General features: G+C 70.9%; 18 protein-coding genes. 4 read left to right on the top strand and 14 right to left on the bottom strand.

Annotation, left to right across the window (positions count from 1 at the left end; translation table 11 throughout):
- Window positions 1-65: 65 nt before the first annotated feature.
- The 11 genes from OV079_RS22060 to OV079_RS22010 all read right to left on the bottom strand — a co-directional run bounded on the left by OV079_RS22060 (window position 66) and on the right by OV079_RS22010 (window position 11,790).
- Window positions 66-761 (bottom strand): M24 family metallopeptidase, encoded by a 696-nt coding sequence (locus tag OV079_RS22060; RefSeq protein WP_267778614.1) that lies wholly within the window; start codon window positions 759-761, stop codon window positions 66-68.
- A 979-nt stretch (window positions 762-1,740) separates the two neighbouring features.
- Window positions 1,741-2,457, bottom strand: a complete 717-nt coding sequence (locus OV079_RS22055) for a hypothetical protein (RefSeq protein WP_267770834.1) — start codon at window positions 2,455-2,457, stop codon at window positions 1,741-1,743.
- Window positions 2,454-3,614 carry an AAA family ATPase gene (locus OV079_RS22050; RefSeq protein ID WP_267770833.1) on the bottom strand — a complete coding sequence of 387 codons (1,161 nt, stop codon included), beginning with the start codon at window positions 3,612-3,614 and terminating at the stop codon, window positions 2,454-2,456. Before OV079_RS22050 ends, OV079_RS22055 begins: the two co-directional genes overlap by 4 nt.
- A 47-nt stretch (window positions 3,615-3,661) precedes the next feature.
- Complete coding sequence (locus OV079_RS22045; RefSeq protein ID WP_267770832.1) at window positions 3,662-4,006, bottom strand: 2Fe-2S iron-sulfur cluster-binding protein; 345 nt, start codon at window positions 4,004-4,006, stop codon at window positions 3,662-3,664.
- Between the two features lie 6 nt (window positions 4,007-4,012).
- Window positions 4,013-6,016 (bottom strand): Fe-S protein assembly chaperone HscA, encoded by a 2,004-nt coding sequence (hscA, locus tag OV079_RS22040; protein WP_267770831.1) that lies wholly within the window; start codon window positions 6,014-6,016, stop codon window positions 4,013-4,015.
- Entirely contained in the window at window positions 6,013-6,525 is a 513-nt protein-coding gene (gene hscB / locus OV079_RS22035) for a Fe-S protein assembly co-chaperone HscB (RefSeq protein ID WP_267770830.1), read from the bottom strand. Before hscB ends, hscA begins: the two co-directional genes overlap by 4 nt.
- A gap of 117 nt (window positions 6,526-6,642) precedes the next feature.
- Entirely contained in the window at window positions 6,643-6,975 is a 333-nt protein-coding gene (locus OV079_RS22030; protein WP_267770829.1) for a HesB/IscA family protein, read from the bottom strand.
- A 5-nt stretch (window positions 6,976-6,980) separates the two neighbouring features.
- A complete protein-coding gene (iscU, locus tag OV079_RS22025; RefSeq protein WP_267709315.1) occupies window positions 6,981-7,388 on the bottom strand; it encodes a Fe-S cluster assembly scaffold IscU in 408 nt (135 codons plus the stop codon).
- 67 nt (window positions 7,389-7,455) lie between these two features.
- Window positions 7,456-8,682 (bottom strand): IscS subfamily cysteine desulfurase, encoded by a 1,227-nt coding sequence (locus OV079_RS22020; protein ID WP_267770828.1) that lies wholly within the window; start codon window positions 8,680-8,682, stop codon window positions 7,456-7,458.
- The gene (locus OV079_RS22015; protein WP_267770827.1) at window positions 8,679-9,428 is read right to left on the bottom strand and encodes a MerR family transcriptional regulator; all 750 of its coding nucleotides are present in this window, start codon (window positions 9,426-9,428) and stop codon (window positions 8,679-8,681) included. Before OV079_RS22015 ends, OV079_RS22020 begins: the two co-directional genes overlap by 4 nt.
- A gap of 253 nt (window positions 9,429-9,681) precedes the next feature.
- Window positions 9,682-11,790, bottom strand: a complete 2,109-nt coding sequence (locus OV079_RS22010; RefSeq protein ID WP_267770826.1) for a hypothetical protein — start codon at window positions 11,788-11,790, stop codon at window positions 9,682-9,684.
- Between the two features lie 96 nt (window positions 11,791-11,886).
- Here OV079_RS22010 and OV079_RS22005 point away from each other — a divergent pair, with 96 nt between their 5' ends.
- A complete protein-coding gene (locus OV079_RS22005; RefSeq protein WP_267770825.1) occupies window positions 11,887-13,185 on the top strand; it encodes a hypothetical protein in 1,299 nt (432 codons plus the stop codon).
- Window positions 13,083-13,466 (top strand): rhodanese-like domain-containing protein, encoded by a 384-nt coding sequence (locus OV079_RS58325; RefSeq protein WP_420829532.1) that lies wholly within the window; start codon window positions 13,083-13,085, stop codon window positions 13,464-13,466. The genes OV079_RS22005 and OV079_RS58325 overlap by 103 nt, the downstream gene beginning before the upstream one ends.
- A 236-nt stretch (window positions 13,467-13,702) precedes the next feature.
- Here the strand turns inward: OV079_RS58325 and OV079_RS21995 are convergent, their stop codons facing one another.
- The 3 genes from OV079_RS21995 to OV079_RS21985 all read right to left on the bottom strand — a co-directional run bounded on the left by OV079_RS21995 (window position 13,703) and on the right by OV079_RS21985 (window position 16,046).
- Window positions 13,703-14,020, bottom strand: a complete 318-nt coding sequence (locus OV079_RS21995) for a hypothetical protein (protein WP_267770823.1) — start codon at window positions 14,018-14,020, stop codon at window positions 13,703-13,705.
- 606 nt (window positions 14,021-14,626) lie between these two features.
- On the bottom strand, window positions 14,627-15,274 hold the full coding sequence (locus OV079_RS21990) for an NAD(P)H-binding protein (RefSeq protein WP_267770822.1): 648 nt from the start codon (window positions 15,272-15,274) through the stop codon (window positions 14,627-14,629).
- Window positions 15,275-15,416: 142 nt separating this feature from the next.
- A complete protein-coding gene (locus OV079_RS21985) occupies window positions 15,417-16,046 on the bottom strand; it encodes a hypothetical protein (protein ID WP_267770821.1) in 630 nt (209 codons plus the stop codon).
- A 299-nt stretch (window positions 16,047-16,345) separates the two neighbouring features.
- Here OV079_RS21985 and OV079_RS21980 point away from each other — a divergent pair, with 299 nt between their 5' ends.
- Together OV079_RS21980 and OV079_RS21975 are read left to right on the top strand one after the other, a co-directional pair.
- The gene (locus OV079_RS21980) at window positions 16,346-17,551 is read left to right on the top strand and encodes a hypothetical protein (RefSeq protein WP_267778613.1); all 1,206 of its coding nucleotides are present in this window, start codon (window positions 16,346-16,348) and stop codon (window positions 17,549-17,551) included.
- Between the two features lie 367 nt (window positions 17,552-17,918).
- Entirely contained in the window at window positions 17,919-18,845 is a 927-nt protein-coding gene (locus OV079_RS21975) for a redoxin domain-containing protein (protein WP_267770820.1), read from the top strand.
- Window positions 18,846-18,857 lie beyond the last annotated feature (12 nt).

Below are 18,857 nucleotides of genomic sequence, written 5' to 3'. Positions count from 1 at the left end.
AGGGCCTATACCACCCTGGCTAACGCTCTTGGAGATCAAGGTCGCGCATACGGCAGCGAGGCTCATCACCCGAACGGCGCGTCGATCGAACCGGCCCGCGGGCCGAATATCTCGGGCTCGCCCTCGGTGATGGCGACGATGTCCTCGAGGCGGACGCCGAGCTCACCAATCAAGTAGACACCTGGCTCGTCGGACATGGTCATGCCGGGTCGCAGCAGGTCCTGATTGCCGCGCACGAGGTAGGGGTCCTCGTGGGTCTGCAGGCCGATGCCGTGGCCGAGTCGATGCGTGAAGTTGCCGTAGTCGGCGGCGTAGCCGGCCGCGGCGACCGCCGCGCGCGCGGCGGCGTCGGCGGCCTCGCACGTGCGACCCGGTCGCAGCTCGGCGAGCGCCGCCGTCTGAGCGCGATGGACCGCCTGCCACGCGCGCGATTGCGCCGAAGAGACAGGTCCGAAGGGCCATGTGCGGGTGACGTCCGACTGATAGCCGTGGAGCGCCCCGCCGGCGTCGACGAGCACGAGCTCGCCGCGGACGAGCCGCTTCTCGCCCTGGGTACCGTGGGGGTAGGAGGCGTTGGCGCCGAACAGCGCCAGCGCCCAGGTGTCCGTCAGGCCAGCTGCGGTCTGGGCGGCGTGCACGAGCCCGGCGAGTTCACCTTCGGACATGCCCTCGGAGACATGCGCGGAAACGGCCCTCAGCGCGGCCTTGGTGGCCTCGTTGGCGCGGCGGAGAAGCGCGAGTTCGCTCGCGCTCTTGACCATGCGACAGGCGCGGAGCACCGGCGTGGCCGGAGCGATCTCGACCTCGCAGGCCGCGCGCGCCGTCGACGATGAAAGCGCGCGTCCACGGATCGACGCCGAGCTTGCCGTGATCGATCCCCGCGGCCCGCAGCGCCTCGGCCAGCTTCGCGTACGGCGATTCGTGCTCGTGCCAGAGGTGCTGCGCGAGCGCGTCGCCGGCCCGCTCGCGCAAGGTCCGGGTCTCGAACGCGGGCGCGATCAAGGCCGCAGGTCCGCGCGCCGGCAACAGGTACAGCATCGGCCGCTCGCTCCGCCCCCAGCGGATGCCGGCGAAGTAAGTCGAGAGTCACCTGGCTCGAAGAGCATGGCCGAAAAGCCATGCTCTTGCATGAGCTCCTGGGCCCGCTCGCGCCGGCGCGCCCGCTCGTCGTCGCCGATCGGGAGGGCGCCGTCGCAGAAACCCGCCAGCGCGGCGAAGCGCTCGTCGGCCGGAGCGGTCGCGGGCCGCGGGGAACGACATGACCCAAGAGACAGAGCGGCGAGCGTGCCGGTGACGAACGCGCGACGATGCACGCGTCGACTATAGCCCCCGACCCGCAGGCGCGTGCGCCGTCACGCGGTGGTCTTCTTCAGATCACGCACGCAATCTACGATCGCCAGACCTCGCGGGCGCCGCGGCCGACAACACCGCTCTTGTCCTCGAAAGTCGGGGCCCGATCTCCGCGCCCCCAGCGGAAGCGACAGATGGCGGCTCCTCGCCCGCAGCGCCCGCGAGGTTACTTTGTTCGAGAGGCGCGGCGAGCCCGGCGCGCCGGCGTTGCTGGGCACGTCCGGGATCGTGTTCGGAGCCGATGAACGAGGTGCATAGAGACGTAAATCCCGTACCCGGAGCGCCCGACTCTTGTGCGTCGCCGCTGCAGCGAGGCGGCGGTCGCTGCGGCCCGAGGGGGCGCCAGTGGATGACCGACGCTGGCCTGCGTGGCGCAGGCCGATGGAGCGGCTAGGGCGTGGAGCCGACGACGACAGGGGGTGGGCCGAAGGCGGCGCGCACGGCGACGGCGAACGGGGCGAAGCCGATGGGGCAGGCCTTGCACAGCTCGTCCGGGTCCGTCAGCGAGGCGATCTCCTCGCGGAGCTCCAGGCTGTCCTTCATCCGGGCGAGTTCGTCGGCGAGGCGCTGCAGGATGTGTTTGGGCCGGCGCGAACGATCCCCGGCGCCCTCGTAGAGCTCCTCGACAGAGCTCGATGGACATGTCTTTTCAACCATGTCCACCTTGGTGCGGAGCGCCTGGGCGAGGGCCGTGCGAGCTCCGAGGGTCCACGCCTCGATCGAGCGGACTGCGACGCCGGCTGCGATCGGGCAGCGCTCGCTGGCGTGGACGTGAAGGACGTCGGGCAGGTTGCGGCGCTCGGGATCGTTGTCCTCGTCGACCACGCACACGAGGCCGTCGACGCGGAGGACGCCGCGCTCGATCTGCAGCATGGCGGCGCGGACCTTCGCTTCGTAGCCGCGCGTACGCTGGGCGCGATTCTTGGGCTGGAAACGGGAGAGCCGCGGATGCGACCAGGGCATGGCCAACGAATGGGCGCGATCCACCGCAGCGACTCGCTCGGCCAGGTGGGGAACGACGCCGCGAGCGGGGAAAGGCTCGTCGGTCGGCCAGTCGGGGACGCCGATGTCGTGCTTGCCGTCGCCGACGAACAGGACCCGCTTCACGGCTTTTTGCCCTCCACGAGGGCCTGCTCGCCGAGCAGATACCACAGCTCGCCGGTGCCGAACTCGTCGAGGAGCTCGTGGACGTCCGGCACGTCGCTCATCGGCGTGACGATGGTGCCGCGCTCGCGGTCTCGCTGGACGATCCGGACCTCCTCGGGCTGTGTGTAGTTGAGGAGGAGCGGGCTGTGGGTGGTGACGATGACTTGCCTCGGCGTGTTGCCCACGGCGCCGGTGCTGATCTTGCGCAGCATCTCGACGACCTCGCGGAGGCGCGACGGGTGGAGGCCGTTCTCGGGCTCTTCGACGAGGATCATTCCAGGCTCGTCGCTGAAGGCGAGCGCGAGGAAGGCGGTGAGAAGCATGGCGCCGTCTGAGGCGTGGGCGCAGGGGATCGTAACAGGGGGACCGTTCTGAGCGTTGTCGAGGACGAACTCGAGGGTTTTGGTGCCTGCTTGCCCGGCGACTGCGGGGAGAGAAATTCCGCGAATTGTCGGAATCGCTTCGTGTAGGGCCTTCTCAAGACGAACGATCACGCTGCGGTCCGGGCCGGAGATGAGCCGATCGAGCACGGCGACGAGATTGTCTCCCGTGGGCGCGAGTACGGCGTCGCGTAAGGTCGGAGCAGTACTTCTAAGGTGTTCGGGATTCAGGTGGTATCGAGGTATCTCAACAAGAGCGTGCAGGTCCGACTTATGCGAGCCGTAGAATGATCTAAGCGAATGATCAGCAGCGATGTTCGAACCTTTTATAGAAGGGACAAATGCACCTCCGGCGTGATCACGAAGGCGAGTTCCGGCCCTACGAGGCACTTTGAAAACATGCACAGGCCCAGCGTTGTCTTCCGATATGTGCTCCTCGAAGACATTCAGAGCGGAAAGGACGAGCTTGTATGTTCGTTCCTGCGGTCCATTTTTGTACCCCACTTCAAGCGCGAACGAGGAAACGTTGGTCCCCTTCCACGCCAGGTGGCGCCACTCGTCATCGCCGCGGAAGATGTCGGCGAGCGGCTCGCGCATCGTGCGGCCGAGGATCCGCAGCGCGTCGAGGATGCTGGACTTGCCGCTGTCGTTCGGGCCGATGAGGACCGTGAACGGGCCGAACGCGATGTCGACGTCGCGCAGGCACTTGAAGTTCTGGACGTGGAGGCGAGCGAGCATGCGGGTCGGCTACAGGATAGCTCGACTCGCTCGCGGGCGCAGGCGGCTCAGGGTTTGCGGGCCTGCGGGTGCTCGTCGTACCAGGTGCGGATCGACTCCTGGGTGAGCTCGACGACGAGGTCGGTGGTGCCGACCTTGACCTGGCAGCCGAGGCGGCTGTAGGGGCGGACGTCGAAGCCCATGTCGAGGCGGTCGCTCTCGGCGTCGGACATCTCGGGCAGGGTCTGGAGGCCCTGGCGGACGTAGCAGTGGCACGACGAGCAGGCGCACACGCCTCCGCAGGCGGAGCCCATCATGATGTCGTGGCGCTCGGCGACGTCGAGCAGGGTCTCGCCGGGCGCGGCCTCGACGACCGTGGTGCCATGGGGGCCGATGAAGGTGACGTTCGGCATGCGTTCTCAGGGCTCTTCGGGTTCGAGCAGCTCGGGGGTGTGGCCGGCGCGCTTCTCTTGCAGCGCGTCTTCGTCGGCCAGCGCCCGCTCGATGTCGTGGAGGCTCTTGCCGGCCATGCCGGCGTTGAGGGCCCGCTCCATGCGCCGGCGGGCGAACGGCTCGCTGACCTTCTCGAGCGCCGTGCGGGCGCGGTTCAGCGGGTCGGCGACGGCGTCGGCGTCGGCCATCACGGCGTCGGCGTCGGCCAGCGCGGCCTCGAGGCGGGCGCGCTCGTCGTCGGGCAGCAGCTCGCGCAGGTGGCCGACCTCGGCCACGGCTGTCCGCAGGGCCAGGACGACCCGGCCGAGCTCGACGCGCGCCTCGGCGGCGTTGCGGCGGGCGTAGTCGTCGCCGGCGTGGTCGAGGCTGTCCATCACCAGGCGGTCGACTTCCTCTTCGGACAGGCCGTAGGTCGGCTTGACCTCGACCGACTGGCGCACGCCGGTCATCAGCTCGCGCGCCGACACGGTGAGGAGGGCGTCGGCGTCGAGCTGGAAGGTGACCTCGACGCGGGCCATCGACGGCGGCAGCCGCGGGATGCCCTTGAGGTCGAAGCGGGCCAGGCTGCGGCAGTCGCGGGCCAGCTCGCGCTCGCCCTGGACCACGTGGATGACCATGCCGGTCTGGTGCTCGGCGTAGTTGGTGAACACCTGGCGCGCGGCGATCGGGATCGTCGCGTTGCGCGGGATGATCTTCTCGACGATGCCGCCCATCGTCTCGAGGCCGAGCGAGAGCGGGACGACGTCGAGCAGGGTCACGCCCTCGCGCGCGGAGCCGCTGAGGATGTCGGCCTGGATCGCCGCGCCCCAGGCGACGACCTCGTCGGGGTCGATGTCGGAGAGCGGCGGGCGCTTGAAGGTCTCGGCCACGAGCTCGCGGATCTTCGGCACCCGCGTCGAGCCGCCGACGAGCACCACGCCGTCGAGCTCGGGCGCCCGCAGGCCGGCGTCCTTGAGCGCCTGGCGGCAGGCGCGGAGGGTCCGCTGGGCGAGCGGCTCGATCAGCGCCTCGAACTCGGCGCGCGTGACCTCGAGCTCGGGCAGGCCGGGCAGGGCGACACGCGTGGCTGTCTCTTCGGTCAGGCGCTCCTTGGCCGCGCGGGCGGCCAGGCGGGCGGCGTCGAGCTGGTTGCGCGTGGGCTCGCCGACGCCTGCCCGCTCGAGCAGCCGGGCCGCGAGGGCGCGGTCGAAGTCGTCGCCGCCGAGGGCGCTGTCGCCCCCGGTAGCGAGCACCTGGAACACGCCCTTGTGAAGGCGGAGGAGCGAGACGTCGAAGGTGCCGCCGCCGAGGTCGTAGACGGCGAACAGACCCTCGCCGCCGCGGTCGAGGCCGTAGGCGAGGGCGGCTGCGGTCGGCTCGGCGAGCAGGCGGTAGACCTGGAGGCCGGCGATCCGCCCGGCGTCGCGGGTGGCTTGGCGCTGGGCGTCGTCGAAGTAGGCGGGGACCGTGATGACGGCGCCGTCGCACGGCTCGCCCAGCTCGGCCTCGGCACGCAGCTTGAGCTCGCGCAAGATCGCCGCCGAGACCTCCGTCGGGGTCACCCGCCGCGACGCGCCGGGCGAGCCGAGAGGCGAGCCGACCTGCGAGCCCACGTCGATGCGGAGGAGGCCGGGTGTCTCTTCGGACAGGTGATACGGGTGGGCGAAATTGATGTCGGCGAGGCCGCGGCCCATCAGCCGCTTGACGCTGCTCAGCACCTGCGACGGGTGCTCGGCCTGCAGCGCCTGCGCGGCGCGGCCGACCAGCGGCGGGTCGACCGTGTAGGCGACCACCGAGGGGACGAGGCCGCTGCCCGAGCTGTCCCGAAGGACACGCGGCGCGGCGCCGTGGGGGGCGAGGGCGACGAGGCTGTTGGTGGTGCCGAGGTCGATGCCGATGCCGCGGCCGGGGCGGCGCTGGGCGCGGCGCTGGTCGGTCGGTTCGGCGATCTGGAACAGCGCGCCGGTGTCGTGGATGGGGACGCTGGTCATGGGGCGCTGCTGTCCGTCTCGTCGAGGAAGCGCTGGAAGTAGCGGCGGGCCACCAGGTGCTCGGCGGCGCGGCGGAACTCGCCGGCGTCGAGGGCGTCGACCGCGGCGTCGAGGGCGGCGTCGCAGCGGGCCTCGACGTCGTCGCGCAGGGCGGCGACGCCGTCGGGGCCGCCGTCGTCGAGGCGCTCGCGCAGGTCGATCATCTCGAGCAGGAAGGCCTGCGTGGGGTGCGGAGCGCCGCGCTCGGGGTCGGTGCTGTCGAGGTCGATGCCGCCGAGCTTCACCAGGGCCTCGGCGCGCAGGACCGGATCTCTCAAGACCCGGTAGGCGGCGTTGACGGCGCTGGCGCGCTCGACCGCGGCGCGGCGGGCGGCGGTGCCCTCGCCGACGACGTTGTCGGGGTGGGCCGCCCGCGACAGCTCGAGGTAACGCTGCTCGATCGCGTCGCGCGAGGCGGCGTGCCGGCGCGGCAGGTCGAACAGGGCGAAGGGGTCGGTGTCGACGGACATGGCCGAAGGGTCGGAGAGAGCAGGTCCGAAAGAACAGGCCCGTTCAGACAGGGCCGTTTGGACAGGGCCGAAGGAACAGGCCCGAACGGGCAGGTGAGCGGCGCGCGGGGCGGCGGGCTAGAAGGAGATCGACTCGCCGCAGCCGCACGCGTCCTTGGTGTTCGGGTTCTTGAACTTGAAGCCGTGGCCGCGCATGCCGGTCTCGAAGTCGACCTCGGTGCCGTCGAGGTAGAACAGGCTCTTGGGGTCGACGACGACGCGCACGCCGTCCTGCTCGACGACGAGGTCGTTGGCGCGGGGCGGCTTGTCCTCGAACTCGAACAGGTAGGAGTAGCCGGTGCAGCCGCCGCCGCGGATGCCGAGGCGGATCGACGCCTGCGGGGTGCCGCGGCGGGCGAGCTGGTCGCGCATGACCTTGGCGGCGCGCGAGGTGACGGTGACGCTGGGCATGACGGTCAGTGCTTGGACTCGCCCTCGGAGCCGGGGGCGCCTTGCTTCTGCTGGAAGTCGCGGATCGCGGCCTTGATCGCGTCCTCGGCGAGGACGGAGCAGTGGATCTTCACCGGCGGCAGCGACAGCTCCTCGGCGATCTGACTGTTCTTGATCTGCATGGCCTGGTCGACGCTCATGCCCTTGACCCACTCGGTGACGAGGCTCGAGCTGGCGATGGCCGAGCCGCAGCCGTAGGTCTTGAACTTGGCGTCGGTGATGACGCCGTTCTCGACCTTGATCTGGAGCTTCATGACGTCGCCGCAGGCGGGCGCGCCGACGATGCCGGTGCCGACGCTCGCGTCGCCCTTGTCGAGGCTGCCGACGTTGCGCGGGTGCTCGTAGTGGTCGATGACTTTGTTGCTGTACGCCATGGCGGTTCTCTTCGCGGGCCCGGTGAGAGCCGGGTAGGGATTTGGGCCCGGAGGCCCGAGAAGTCAATCAGTGCGGGGTCCACTCGATGGTGCGCAGGTCGATGCCCTCCTGCACCATCTCCCACAGCGGGGACATGTCGCGCAGGCGAGCGACCTCGCGCCCGATGAGGTCGGCCACGAAGTCGAGTTCCTCGCGGGTGGTGAACCGACCGATCGTGATGCGCAGGCTGGAGTGCGCCAGCTCGTCGTCGAGGCCCATGGCCCGCAGGACGTAGCTGGGCTCCAGGCTGGCCGAGGTGCAGGCCGAGCCCGAGGAGACGGCGATGTCCTTGAGTCCCATGAGCAGGCTCTCGCCCTCGACGTAGGCGAAGCTGATGTTGAGGGTTCCGGGCAGGCGATGCTCGAGCGAACCGTTGACGATCGCGTGCGGGATCTCCGTGACCAGGCGCCGGCGCAGGTGCTCGCGCAGCTCGAACACGCGGGCCGACTCGCTGGCGAGCTCCTCGCGCGCCACCTTGGCCGCGTAGCCGAAGCCGACGATGCCCGGGACGTTGAGGGTGCCGGAGCGGGTGCCGCGCTCGTGGCCGCCGCCGTGGATCTGCGGGGCGATCCGGACGCGCGGCTTGCGGCGGCGGATGTAGAGCGCGCCGACGCCCTTGGGCCCGTAGAGCTTGTGGGCGCTGAGGCTGGCGAGGTCGATGTTCATCGCCTCGACGTCGACCGGGATCTTGCCGAACGCCTGCACGGCGTCGGTGTGGAACAGGACCCCGGCGGCCCGGCAGGCGGCGCCGATCTCGGTGATCGGGTGGAGCACGCCGGTCTCGTTGTTGGCGAACATCAGCGAGACGATGGCGGTGTCGGGGCGCAGCGCCGCGGCGACCTGCTCGGGCGTGACGCGGCCGTCGACCGCGACCGGCAAGTAGGTGACCTCGCAGCCGTGGCGCTCGAGGTGCTTGCAGGTGTCGAGGACGGCCTTGTGCTCGGTGACCGCGGTGACGATGTGCTTCTTGCCGGCCTCGGCCAGGTACTCGACGACGCCCTTGATCGCGAGGTTGTTCGACTCGGTGGCGCCGCTCGTGAAGGTGATCTCCTTCGGGTCGGCGTTGAGCGAGGTGGCGATCTCGCGGCGCGCGGCCTCGACGGCCTCCTCGGCCTGCCACCCGAACACGTGGGTGCGGCTGGCGGCGTTGCCGTAGCGGTCGGTGAAGTACGGCAACATGGCCTCGAGGACACGCGTGTCCACGGGGCAGGTCGCGGCGTAGTCGAGGTAGATCGGGCGCTTGGTGTCGGTCATGGGAAGGTCCCCTCGGGCTCGGTGGGGGCGGCGGCTCGCTCGGCGGGGCGGGCGGCGAACTCGCCGGCGCGCGGGGCCAGCTCGGGGCCGGATGTCCGCGCGGACAGGTCGGGAGCAGATGTCCTCGGGGACAGGTCGGATGTCCTGGGGGGCAGGTCGGCGAGGCGGCCGCCGGAGGCCGCGGTCTCGATCGCGCACGCGCGGGCGACCGGCTCGGCGCCGGGCTTGCGGTGGATGCCGACCACCAGCGACGGCGTGGGCTCGTCGCTGCGGCGCTCGCTGATGCAGTTGGTGCAGGCGTCCGGCTTGGCAGGCTCCTGGCAGAGGCGGCAACCCTCGAGGTAGGCGAGAGATTCGGACAGGTCGCGCTCGAGCTGCAAGAGCCGGGTGACCTGCGCCCGCGTGTCGTCGAGCTTGCCCCGGAACAGCTCGCGCACGCTGTTCATCGCCTCGGGGGCGGTCTGCGAGGCGGCCACGGTGCCGAGGAGGCTCTGGATCTGCGGCAAGCTGAAGCCGATGTCCTGCAGCTTGGTGATCCAGTAGACCCGCGCGACCTCGTCGGGGCCGTACAGGCGGAAGCCGCCCTCGGTCCGCGCGCTCGGGACGAGCAGGCCCATCTCCTCGTAAAGGTGCAGCGCGCGCGGGGTCTTTCCGGTCTTGCGCGCGAGCTCGCCGATCTTGATCCGGCCGGGCCGCGTCACCCCGTTCGGGGGTGCGAGCGTGGACTTGGCTTCGCTGATGCTCATGAGGCCCTCAACCTGTCCGTCGGGAGGAAAGTATCTCTTACGTACACGTAAGAGTTGAGGCGGTGGTCAAAAACTGACACGCGCGCGCTTCGCTGTCAACCGCCGTTCCCTGCGAGGAAACGCGATTAAAAAGGCCAAGGGCGACCGCGGAATGGCCGGGGCCGGTCCGCGATCGCCCGAGGTCTCAGGGCTCAAGCTTACGTGCGAGTATGAGTCCGGAAAAGTTCAGCGCGGACTCGCGCGCGCTCCGCCGTCACTCCGAGCGGCCGACGCGCTTCGGCGGGACCCGCTCCACCTTCGACGAGTCGATCTTGAGACCGCCGGTCTTCGGGGTCTCGGTCTTCGGGGTCTCGTCGGTCTTCGGGGTCTCGGTCTTGGGCGTCTCGGTCTTCGGAGTCTCGGTCTTCGGAGTCTCGGTCTTCGGAGTCTCGGTCTTCGGAGCCTCGGTCTTCGGGGTCTCGGTCTTCTTCTCCTCGACCTTCTTCTCCTCGACCTTCTTCTCCTCGGCGGGCGGCTCGGCCACGACCGGCGGCTCGGCCACGACCGGCGGGCCGGCGTCGATCACCGGGCGGAGGAAGGCGGCCATGCCACCGGCGGCGAGCAGCAGCGCCGGAGCCGAGCCGCCGACCAGCGCGCCCGCGCCGCCCTGGCCCGCGCGGGTCTGGTAGGCGGTGATCCGCGGCGAGCTGGGGTACTTGGCGGCGAGGTCGGTGAAGGCCTTGGCCGGGTCGGGGCTGGCGGCCGCGGCGAGCGCCGCCTTGCCCTCCTCGTCGGTGGTGTTGCCGATGGCCTGGACGGCGAAGTGAATCACGCCGGCGTTCTGGTGCTCGCTGATCCACATCGTCGTGCTCGACAGCGGGGCGAGCACGTTGAGGGCCGAGCGGGCGGTGCTCGACGAGTAGCCGGGCAGGCTGGCGAGCGCGCCGTCGAGGAGCTTGAGCAGGGCGGGGCTCTGCAGGCCGTCGAGCGGGACGTGCGTGACGAAGCCGACTTCGCCGGCGCGCAGCGAGGCGGCCAGGGCCGGCGGCAGGGCGGCGATCGTGGCCTCGCTGTCGGCCGCGGCCTTGACGAGGCCGACCTTGGTGGCGTCGGCGCCGACGACCGCGGCGAGGGTGCCCTCGGCCGGGAACACCCAGGCGTCGAGCGACAGGCCGAGCTGATCGGCCAGGGCCTTGGCCTGCGGCACGCCGCTGGCGCCGAGGTGCAGCGCCTTGACCTTGTCTGTCCCGAAGGACACGTTCTCGGCCTTGAAGGAGACCTTGCTGCCCGGGACGTCGGGGATCGGCTTGTTGTGGATCATCGGGCCGCCGAACGCGACCGCGAGGTCGGCCAGCGGGGCCAGCGAGCTGGTGTCGCTGAAGCCGAAGCGGGCCTGCAGGGCCGCCGGATCGGCGCTGCCGCCGAACAGGACCTCGCCGGTGAAGGCGCCGACGGTGGCGCTGAACGGCGGGGGGACCTCGTTCAGGCCCTTCTTCTTGAGCTCGTCGAGGTCGAGCTTCATCCACAGGAAGCCGGTGCCGGCCGGGGCGAACTTCAGGAGGTCGGCCTGGCCCGGGGCGAGGGTGGTGACCATGTCCTTGGCGTCCGGCGGGGCGCTGACGTGGAGCGTCGCGCCGCCGGCCGGCTTGTCGAGCCCGAAGTGGACGTCGCCGTCGGTGACGTAGCCGAACAGCGCCAGGTCGTCGATCGCCACCGCCGGGAGGGCGGTGTTGAGGCGGGTGCGCGCGGCCTTGCCGTCGCCCGGCTTGTAGGCGGCGAGGGTCGGCTGGTCCTTGGCGCAGGTGACGTAGCCGGGCCGGCCGGCGGTGGCCTGACACTCGGTGGTGGCGGCGTCGGGGATCTTCAGCGCCGCGAGCAGGCCCTTGGCCGCGTCGGCGCTGCTGGCCGAGAAGGTGATCACGGTGTCGTCGCCGGACAGCGAGGTGCTGGTGACGACGATGCCGCGCGCGAGGTCGGTGCCGGACTTGGCCAGGGCGTCCTTGGCGTCGGCGACGCCGTGCTTGAACAGGGCGAAGCTCTCGGTGAGCCGCGAGAGCTGGTCGGGCGAGGTGGCGCCGACGAGGGTGGTGAGCGGCTGCTCGAAGGTGCTCGCGGCGGTCTCGGCGAGCGACAGGAGCGCGTCCGGAGCCTTGAAGACGACGTACGAGGAGGCTCCGTCATGGACGAGGCCGAGCAGCTCGTCGACGGACGCCGGCCCGGTCGGGGCGGGCGCGGCCACCGCCGGGGCGGGCGGCGCCTTGCTGTCGGCGGGCGCCACGGCCTTGGTGTCGGCGGCCTTCTCTTCGCCTCCGGAGGAAGCTTGATTGCACGCAACGAGCAGCACCAGCGTGCTCAGAGGGAGGGACAGGCGGGGGTTCGACATGCGGCGCATGGTAGCGAAAACCGGGGTGGGTGTGTGACATGTGGCGAGCGATACCGCGCATGGCAGACCCGCCAGTCGGCGTGCGATGCTCCGCGCGTGCTTCGCCCATACACGACCGGCTTTCTCCTGGCTTTTGTAGCCGCCTGCGGCGATCCGGGGCCCTCGCGCCTGCAACAGCGGGACGCCGACGCGGCGCCGAAGACGGCCACGCCGGAGGTGCAGGCGCCCGTGGGGGGCCAAAGCCCCGCGACGCCCGCGGATTCGCCGAGCAAGGCCGATCCTTCACAACCGTCGAGCCCGCCGCCGCCGTCCGAGCTGGCGGAGATCCGCCTGGCCCTTCGGGAAGGTACGAACTACCGCGTCACGACCATCGGCAACATCCGCTTCGGCTCGCTGGTCCAGCCGACAGGGTTCGCCCGCGAGGAGCGGCTGAGCCTCAAGGACTGCGCAGGCGAGGGCTACGCCCGCGCGTGCACGCTCGAGCACCGCTACGTCAACTTCGAGGCCGAGCCGCCGAACGGCAAGTTCCTCGACAGCGACGAGAAGGTCGTCAACCAGCTGGTGACGAGCCACCGCCTGCTGGCCACCGGCGAGCGCTCGGGGACGACGACGGTCACCGGCCCCAAGGAGCAGGCCGAAGGCAAGCCCGGCCTGGCGCTGGCCGACGCCAACCGGTTCTTGTGCATCCGCTTCCCGGAGCAGGCGATCGGCGTCGGCGCCAAGTGGCGCTCGAAGTGCCAGATGCGCTCGGGCGGGGTGATCGACACCCGCGACGTGCTGTGGGAGCTGAAGAAGCTGGAGCGCGACCCGGACACGGGGCTGCGCGCAGAGCTGTCGTACATCGGCGAGTACACGGCGCCCGGCGCGAAGACGGCGCTCGAGGGCGTGGTCCGCGGGACGCTGCTGTTCTTCGTCGACGCCGGCGAGCCGCACCTGCTGCGCGAGGAGTTCACGACCGCGACCGACAAGGCCGCCAAGTACGTGACGCACACGACGCTGGCGTATCAGTTCGCCAAGCTGGTGCCCGGACCCGACGGCAAGGAGGTGGCGATGCGCACCGACGGCAAGCCGTTCCCGGAGGCGCCGGCGATGAACGAGCGCACCGCCGCGGAAGCGACCCCGGCCGCGAGCGACGCGGCCGGCGACGCGAAGGCGGGCGCGAAGGCGGAGGGCGACGCGAAGGCGGAGAGCGGGGCGAAGACGAAGAGCGGCGGGGCCGGGGTTGAAGCCCGGGCCGGCCCGGGCTACGAAGGTCGGGCATGCCGATCCAGCGCCTCAGCACGCCCGAAGCGATCGCCAAGGTCTCGTCCGAGGGCGACCTCGTCCATATCGATGTCCGCAGCGTCCCGGAGTTCGAGGCCGGCCACGCGCCGAACGCCTACAACATCCCGCTGATGCACATGGGGGCCGGCGGGATGGTGCCGAACCCCGAGTTCGCGGCCGAGGTCCAGGCCCACTTTAAAAGGACCAGGAGATCCTGGTGTCGTGCAAGGCGGGCGGGCGCTCGGCTCGCGCCGCGGCCGTGCTGGAAGGCCTCGGCTACTCCCGCCTGCTCGACCAGGTCGGCGGCTGGAGCGGCGGCAACGGCGACGGCGGCTGGGTCGCCGGCGGCGGGCCGTCGACGACGACGACGCTGCCCGGTCGCGACCACGCGTCGCTCAAGCGCTAGCGGGTAGAGCCCGCGCCGCTCGTGCGCCCGCGGCCGGCCCTGCGCCGGCTTGCGGGCGAGGCGCGACGTCGCGGCGGTCCGCGGAGTCGCGGCGGCGTGGCGAATGGCCTTCGGGCAATGTCCCGAAGAGCATGTACTCGTAGACATGCTTTAAAGCATGTCCTCGGCGACATGCTGGCGAGCCACCCGGCCTACCAGGACGACTTCAACGCCGACAGCACGAGCGCCGCGGAGGTTGGGTCGTCACACGCGCCAGGTCTTCCGGAGCGCGTCGAGGACGCGGTCCCGGTTGGCGGGCGTCAGCTTCCTGATCTCGCGCGGCTCCCAGGGCTCGGGGCGCCTGCCGAGGATGTTCTCGTTGAACACGCAGGCCATCTCGTCGCCGAGCTTCGGCGTCGGCCTCGCGCACGAGAAGGGGCCCTCGAACTCCGCGAAGGGGGCGTCCTGGGCCAGCGCGACGCGGAAGGTTTGCTTCTGCAGCGTCTCCGATTCGACCGCGCCGACGTCGACGACGCGCCCGACGCAGAGGAGGTTCCTCGGGGCCCGGTAGCGCGCCAGCACGTCGGCCTCTTCGGCGGGAGCGAAGTAGTGCAGGGAGTACTCGGGGGCCCGTGGTGCTTGAGCCTCCAGCCCTGCCGCGAGAGCGCGATGGCGCGAGGCCCGGCCCAGACCGTCCGCTCCCGGCTGCCGACGTCGGGCTTGAAGTCCGACGCGTACACGAACGAGTTCTCGAAGTTCGCCTTGATCCAGCGGCCGAGCGCGTTGAACCATTCGGTCATCGCGCGCGCGGTCTTCGGGTTCGTCGCCGGCGCCCCTTTCCAGCCCGTGGCGAGCGCGATGCGGCCCACCCCGATCGAGGTGTTCTTGACCGGAGAGCGCAGGAACTGGATGAGCGACTCCTCGGAGCGCAGATAGTAATCGTCGCAGGAAGCGATGTGCTCGACCCGCGGTCGCGGGAGGATGGCCGCGTCCCACAGCATGCATTGCAGGCTGTCGATCGCACCGACCGCGCGCGTGTGGGGGAACTCGGGGGTCGGGCTCCGCTCGTCGGTGATCAGCGAGACGGTCGGTCGCTCGAACACGAAGCTCAGGAAGGCGGCTTCGTCCTCGGGTGCCATGAGCGTGACGAGCTGCGAGCGCACGCCGGTCACTTTGCCCCGGCCGAGCTCACACGCGGACGCCGAGCAGCGGGTCGGCGTCGGGCCGCTGCAGGCGGGCGTTGCTGAGCTCGAAGGTGGCGCCGAGAGCGTCGTCGCGGGTGAGGGCGGCGACGAGGGCGCGGGCGACGTGGTTGCAGTCGATCATGCGCGGATCGTCGGTGGGGCCGTCGTGCAGGCCGCCGGGGCGGAGGATGGCGAAGGGGACGCCGCTGGCGCGCAGGACGGCCTCGGCCTCGCCCTTGGGCGCGAACCACTCGAGCATGTGCGCGGGGACGCCGGGCGTGGGCACGGCGCCGATCGTCGAGCACAGCACGAAGCGGGCGGCGCCGGCCTCGCGCGCGGCGGACACCAGACGGGCGGTGGCCGGGAGGTCGACCGTGCGCAGGCCGCCGCCGTGGACGTCGCGGCTGCCCAGAGTGCTGACGACGCGCTCGACGCCGGCGAACGCGGGGCCGAGGTCGAGGTCGAGGGCGTCGCCGACGACGAGGTCGAGGCCGGGGCCGAGCTCGGCCTCGGCCCGCGCGGTCGCGGACGAGCAGCCGCAGCGGGACGCCGGCCTGGCGCAGGAGCGAGACGACGTGACGACCCGTGCGGCCAGTGCCGCCGACGACGAGGACCCGACCAGGCGAGGTGGACATCGCCCGCACGCTAGCAAGCCGGGCGCCGCCTGCCAACCTGCGTCATCGAGCCGGCGCGGCCGAGCGAGAGCCCGGGGAGCCGGCCGACTCGAGGTCGCCTCCGGGACATGTCCGAACGGTCATGTGACTGGCGAGGCTCGCGCCGAGATGTCCGAACGGTCAGGACCGGCTGGTGCTGAAGCCGCTGCACGACTTGGTGATGAAGACCTGCGAGACCGACTTGCTGTACGTGAAGTTGCTGACGCCCTCGCCCTTGTCGTCGACGATCCACAGCGTGTCGCCCTCGTTGCCCTGGACGCTCATCGTCGTGTTGGAGCCGATCGAGTCGGTGCGCCCGCCGCTGTGCCGAGGGTGGCGGCCGTGGAACAGCAGCACTTTCCGCGGGCACTCGTTGTGGAGCCGCGTCGACACGAACGTCGATGTCGGAGCGCCGCCGCTGCTGCTGCCGCTGCCGGAGCTTGCGCCGCCGGCGGCCTGGCGTTCGGCCTGCTGCTGGCGATAAGCCTGGTAGCGGGCCTCTTCCTCGGCCTCGCGCGCGGCGATCTCCTCGGGGGTATGGCTGCGGCAGCCGAACAGCGTACATTTGGCGCTGTAGTCCTGGCTACGCTCGCAACCCTGGGCGCGATAGAGGCCCTCGTTGAAGCCGCGATCTTCGACCCTGTCGATCTTCAGCGAATCGGCGCTGCATGAGAGATCTGCGGCGGCTCGCGTCCGCACCGACTGGTCGAGCCGACCGGCGCACGCAGACAAACAGAGGAGGGCGAGAAACATCCACGGAGGTATCTTCACGCGGACAGGGTATCGCCCATGGCCGCGCGAAAGTACGCGCGGCGCGACGTCGATCAAGCGTCGCGAGCGGCCGAAAGCGGGCGAATCAGCGTCCGGGAGGCGAATGACGCCGGACTTGCGACGGAGCGGCGGCGTCGCTGGGGGATCGCCTTGGGGGCGCCGCGCTGGGGGCATTCACCGAACTGCGGAGCGGGTGTCCCCGACGGTGATTTCGCGGGCGGCTTGGCCGACAATCACGCGCGTGTCGATCCGGACGAACCATGCGTGGGTGCTGCTCTCGGGCTGGCTGATCGCGTGCCCTGGCGGCGGCGAGCAGCGGCACTGCGGCGACGACAGGCGACAACCCCGGCAGCGCGAGCGAGGCCAGCGGCGTCGGCAGCACCGCGGGCACGGAGGCGCCGACGACGGGGAGCAGCGCCGCGACGAGCAACGGAACGACGGGCCCGGGGACGACGAACCCGGGGACGACGAACCCCGGGACGACGAACCCCGGGACGACGAACCCCGAGACGACGAACCCGGGGACGACGAACCCGGGGACGACGACCGAGGCGGACACCACCGGCACGACTGCGACGACCGACCCGAACACCAGCGATTCGACGACGGGGGCGGTCGATCCGCCGCCGCTCGACGGGACCGCGTGCCAGGGCTACGCGACGCGCTACTGGGACTGCTGCAAGGCCCACTGCGGCTGGCAGGGCAACGTCAATGCGGCGACCGAGCCGCTGCAGAGCTGCGACAAGAACGACAACAACCTGGGCTCGGCGTACGACGTGGTGAGCTCGTGCCAGTCGCCGGCGCAGAACAGCGCATTCACCTGCTACAGCGGCGCGCCGTGGGCGGTGTCGGACTCGCTGGCCTACGGCTTCGCGGCGGTGCCGGCCCAGGGCGACATCTGCGGGCGCTGCTACCAGCTCGACTTCGACGGGACGGGCCACTACAACGCGCAGGACCCGGGGTCGGTGGCGCTGGGGAGCAAGACGATGATCGTGCAGGCGACGAACATCGGCCACGACGTCGCCGGCGGACAGTTCGACATCCTGACGCCCGGCGGCGGGGTCGGCCTGTTCGACGCCTGCTCGTATCAATGGAATGTCAATACATCGGAGCTCGGGGCGACCTACGGCGGGTTCATGACGTACTGCCAGCAGCAGGGCGGTAACCACGAGCAGATCAAGCAGTGCGTGCTCGGCCGCTGCGCCGCGGTGTTCGACGAGCCGGGCCTGGCCGAGCTGGCCGCCGGCTGCGAGTGGTACGTGGAATGGTACGAGGCGGCCGACAACCCGAACCTGCATTATCAAGAGGTGGCCTGCCCGCCGCAATTGGTGGCCATCTCCGGGATCGACCGCGGATCCCTGAACGACATCCAGGCCTGCAAGGGGGGCGGCGGCAGCTGCTCGCAGGAAGAGATGGACGCCTGCGACTGCGGCTGGACGAACGGCGGGCAAAACTGCGGACAAGACGACGGCTCGTGCTGCTGGACGGCCTGCTGCGGGCGGTGACGCGAGAGCGGGGCGGGCGCCGGCGTCAGTGTGCAAGTCTGGCTCGGGCCTGGCCGCTTATGGGGCCCTGGCCGATCCGAGCGCCCTGAGCTGGGCCGCTTTCCGCGCCTTGACCAGCTACGATTCATGAAATAATCGCCGCCCCGTGTCACACGGGCGCGCGCCCGCTTGTCCTCGGCAGCGAGGGAAACGACGATGAACGCACGGATGAATTCACGAACATCGGCGGCGCGAATCCGCGCACTGGGCCTCGCAGTGCTCTCCACCATGGGCGCCTGCCGGGCTCAGGACTCCGGCCCCGGGGACGCTCTCCGAGGTTCGGCCGGCAGTCGAGACGGCGCAGGACGACGACGGCGAGCAGCGGGCGGTGGCCGCAGGCGCCGGGCTGATCGGCCGACCCGCGCCGGCGATCACGCTCACGACGATCGACGGCCAGGCGATCGACCTGGCGCGGCTCGTCGGGAGGAAGCCCGTCTACCTCAAGTTCTGGGCGACCTGGTGCGTGCCCTGTCGCGCGCAGATGCCGGGCTTCGCGGAGATCCACGCGAAGATGGCGGACCGGATCGAGGTCATCGCGGTCAACACCGGCTTCACCGACGACGAGGCGTCCGTACGCGCCTTTCGTCAGGAGCTCGGCTTGCAGATGCCGATCGTCATCGACGACGGCAGGCTCGCCGAGGCGTTCAACCTGCGCGTGACGCCGCAGCACGTGCTGATCGGCCGCGACGGACGCATCGCCCACGTCGGTCACCTCGCCGACGCGCGCCTGGACGAGGCGCTGCGCGCGGCGCTCGCCGACGACGGTCAGGCCCCCGCCGCGAGCCTCGCCGCGACGCGTCCGGAGGCGCGCCCGCTCGCGCCCGGGGACCTCGTCCGCGATCTCTCGCTCACGACCGGCGGCGAGACCGTGTCCCTGGGCGGCGTGGGCAAGCCGAGCGCCCTGGTGTTCTTCGCGCCGTGGTGCGAGTCGTATCTCGCCGAAAGCCGGCCCGTCACCGCCACCGCCTGCCGCCGCGTGCGTGAGCAGGTCGAGTCTCTCGCGGCGAAGAGCGATGTTCATTGGCTGGGAGTCTCCAGCAATCTGTGGACGTCGGAGCACGAGTTGAACGAGTACAGGACGACCACCGGGACCCGCCTCCCGCTCGCGCTCGATACCTCGGGGGCGGTCTTTCGTGCCTTCGGCGTGCGGGAGATCCCCGCGGTCGCGGTGCTCGACGCCGCGGGACGACTGGTGCGCGTGCTCGGTCCCCAGGACCAGGACCTCGCCGCGGCGCTCGCTGCCGCGAACGATTAGAAGCATCGTACG

This window comes from Nannocystis pusilla (genome assembly GCF_026626665.1).
GTDB classification, from domain to species: Bacteria; Myxococcota_A; Polyangia; order Nannocystales; family Nannocystaceae; genus Nannocystis; species Nannocystis pusilla.
The sequence above is the reverse complement of the archived record's forward strand: the minus strand, read 5'-3'. Positions and strand labels throughout refer to the sequence as shown.

Bases quoted from the DNA above. Each gene is read 5' to 3' on its own strand.
- OV079_RS22060 (WP_267778614.1), bottom strand. From the start codon at position 761: ATGGTCAAGAGCGCGAGCGAACTCGCGCTTCTCCGCCGCGCCAACGAG.
- OV079_RS22050 (WP_267770833.1), bottom strand. From the start codon at position 3,614: ATGCTCGCTCGCCTCCACGTCCAGAACTTCAAGTGCCTGCGCGACGTC.
- OV079_RS22045 (WP_267770832.1), bottom strand. From the start codon at position 4,006: ATGCCGAACGTCACCTTCATCGGCCCCCATGGCACCACGGTCGTCGAG.
- hscA (WP_267770831.1), bottom strand. From the start codon at position 6,016: ATGACCAGCGTCCCCATCCACGACACCGGCGCGCTGTTCCAGATCGCC.
- hscB (WP_267770830.1), bottom strand. From the start codon at position 6,525: ATGTCCGTCGACACCGACCCCTTCGCCCTGTTCGACCTGCCGCGCCGG.
- OV079_RS22030 (WP_267770829.1), bottom strand. From the start codon at position 6,975: ATGCCCAGCGTCACCGTCACCTCGCGCGCCGCCAAGGTCATGCGCGAC.
- iscU (WP_267709315.1), bottom strand. From the start codon at position 7,388: ATGGCGTACAGCAACAAAGTCATCGACCACTACGAGCACCCGCGCAAC.
- OV079_RS22020 (WP_267770828.1), bottom strand. From the start codon at position 8,682: ATGACCGACACCAAGCGCCCGATCTACCTCGACTACGCCGCGACCTGC.
- OV079_RS22015 (WP_267770827.1), bottom strand. From the start codon at position 9,428: ATGAGCATCAGCGAAGCCAAGTCCACGCTCGCACCCCCGAACGGGGTG.
- OV079_RS22010 (WP_267770826.1), bottom strand. From the start codon at position 11,790: ATGTCGAACCCCCGCCTGTCCCTCCCTCTGAGCACGCTGGTGCTGCTC.